The following is a 1,703-nucleotide window of genomic DNA, read 5'->3' as shown; positions in this document are numbered from 1 at the left end:
GCCCCGCGGGCGTCGCCGGCCCGCCGCCCCGGCGCTCCCCCGCCGAGGCCGCGCTGCGCGCCCTGGGCGCCGGCGAGCAGGCCGACCTGCCGGCCGGCCGCTACCGGCTGGCCGCCGGGCAGCACGCCGGGCGCGACGTCGTCGCGCTGTCCGGCACCGACGCCGAGGGCCTCTTCCACGGGGTGCAGACGCTGCGCGAGCTGGCCCGCGCCGCCGACGCGGAGGGCACGCTGCCCGCGGTGTCCGTACGCGACTGGCCCGGCACCGCCGTGCGCGGCATCGCCGAGAACCACTACGGCCGCCCCTGGAGCCACGAACAGCGCCTGGCGCAGCTCGACTTCATGGGCCGGACGAAGCTCAACCGCTACCTCTACTCCCCCGGCGACGACCGGTACCGCCAGGCCGACTGGCGCAGGGCGTACCCGGCCGGGCAGCGCGCCCGGTTCCGCGAGCTGGCCGAGCGGGCCCGCGCCAACCACGTCACGCTCGCCTGGGCGGTGGCGCCCGGCCAGAACTTCTGCTTCTCCTCCGCCCGCGACCGCAAGGACCTGCTGGCGAAGGCCGACGCGATGTGGGCGCTGGGCGTACGGGCGTTCCAGCTGCAGTTCCACGACGTCAGCTACAGCGAGTGGGCCTGCGAGGAGGACGCCGACGAGTACGGCTCGGGCCCGGAGGCCGCCGCCCGCGCGCAGGCCGAGACGGCCAACGCGCTCGCCGCGCACCTGTCCCGCCGGCACCCGGGCGCGGCCCCGCTGTCGCTGCTGCCGACCGAGTACTACCAGGACGGCGCCACCGACTACCGCTCCGCGCTCGCCGGCGAGCTGGACGAGCGGGTGGAGGTCGCGTGGTCCGGCGTCGGCGCCGTGCCCAAGGAGATCAGCGGCGGCCAGCTGCGCGGCGCGCAGGCCGCGTTCGGCGGCCACCCGCTGGTCACGCAGGACAACTACCCGGTCAACGACTACGCCCGGGACCGCATCTTCCTCGGCCCGTACGACGGCCGCGACCCGGCGGTCGCCGCCGGCTCCGCGGGGCTGCTGGCCGGTGCGATGGAGCAGCCCGCCGCCTCCCGCGTGCCGCTGTTCACCGTCGCCGACTACGCCTGGAACCCGCGCGCGTACGACCCGGACGCCGCCTGGCGCGCCGCCGTGCGCGACCTGGCCGCGGACGCCCCCGACCCCGAGGCCGCGGGCGCCGCGCTCGCCGCGCTGGCCGGGAACTCGGCGTCGTCGGAGCTGGGTGCGCGGGAGTCGGCGTACCTGCGGCCGCTGATCGCGGACTTCTGGCGCGAGCGGGAGCGCGCGTCGGGCGGCCGGCCCGGCGGCGCGGAGCAGGCCGCCGAGCGGCTGCGGGCCGCGTTCTCGGTGATGCGCCGGGCGCCGGAGGAGCTGGCGCCGCTGGCGGACGGCACGTTCGGCGACGAGGTGCGGCCGTGGCTGGCGCAGCTGTCGCGGTACGGGCGGGCCGGCGAGCGGGCCGTGGACATGGTCACCGCGCAGGCCGACGGGCGCCACGGCCAGGCGTGGCAGGCGCGTCTTGAGCTGCAGCGCCTCGCCGGCGAGACGGGCCGCGGCGGCGGGGTGGTCGGCGCGGGCGTGCTCGACTCCTTCCTCAGCCGCGCGCTGACCGACTCGGACTCCTGGGTGGGCGCGGGCGGCGCCGCGGGGCATGGCGCCGGCGGCGGCGCGGCCGCCTCCGCCGCCGAA

At 78.9% G+C, this 1,703-nt stretch carries 1 protein-coding gene; it reads left to right on the top strand.

Going from position 1 to position 1,703, the window contains the following annotated elements; translation table 11 throughout:
* A partial coding sequence (locus tag ABD317_RS36665; RefSeq protein WP_344296344.1) for a glycoside hydrolase family 84 protein occupies window positions 1-1,703 on the top strand: 1,703 nt, incomplete at both ends.

This window comes from Streptomyces synnematoformans, assembly GCF_039531005.1.
GTDB lineage: Bacteria > Actinomycetota > Actinomycetes > Streptomycetales > Streptomycetaceae > Streptomyces > Streptomyces synnematoformans.
Note: the sequence above shows the minus strand (reverse complement) of the source record. Positions and strands in the feature narration are given on the sequence as shown.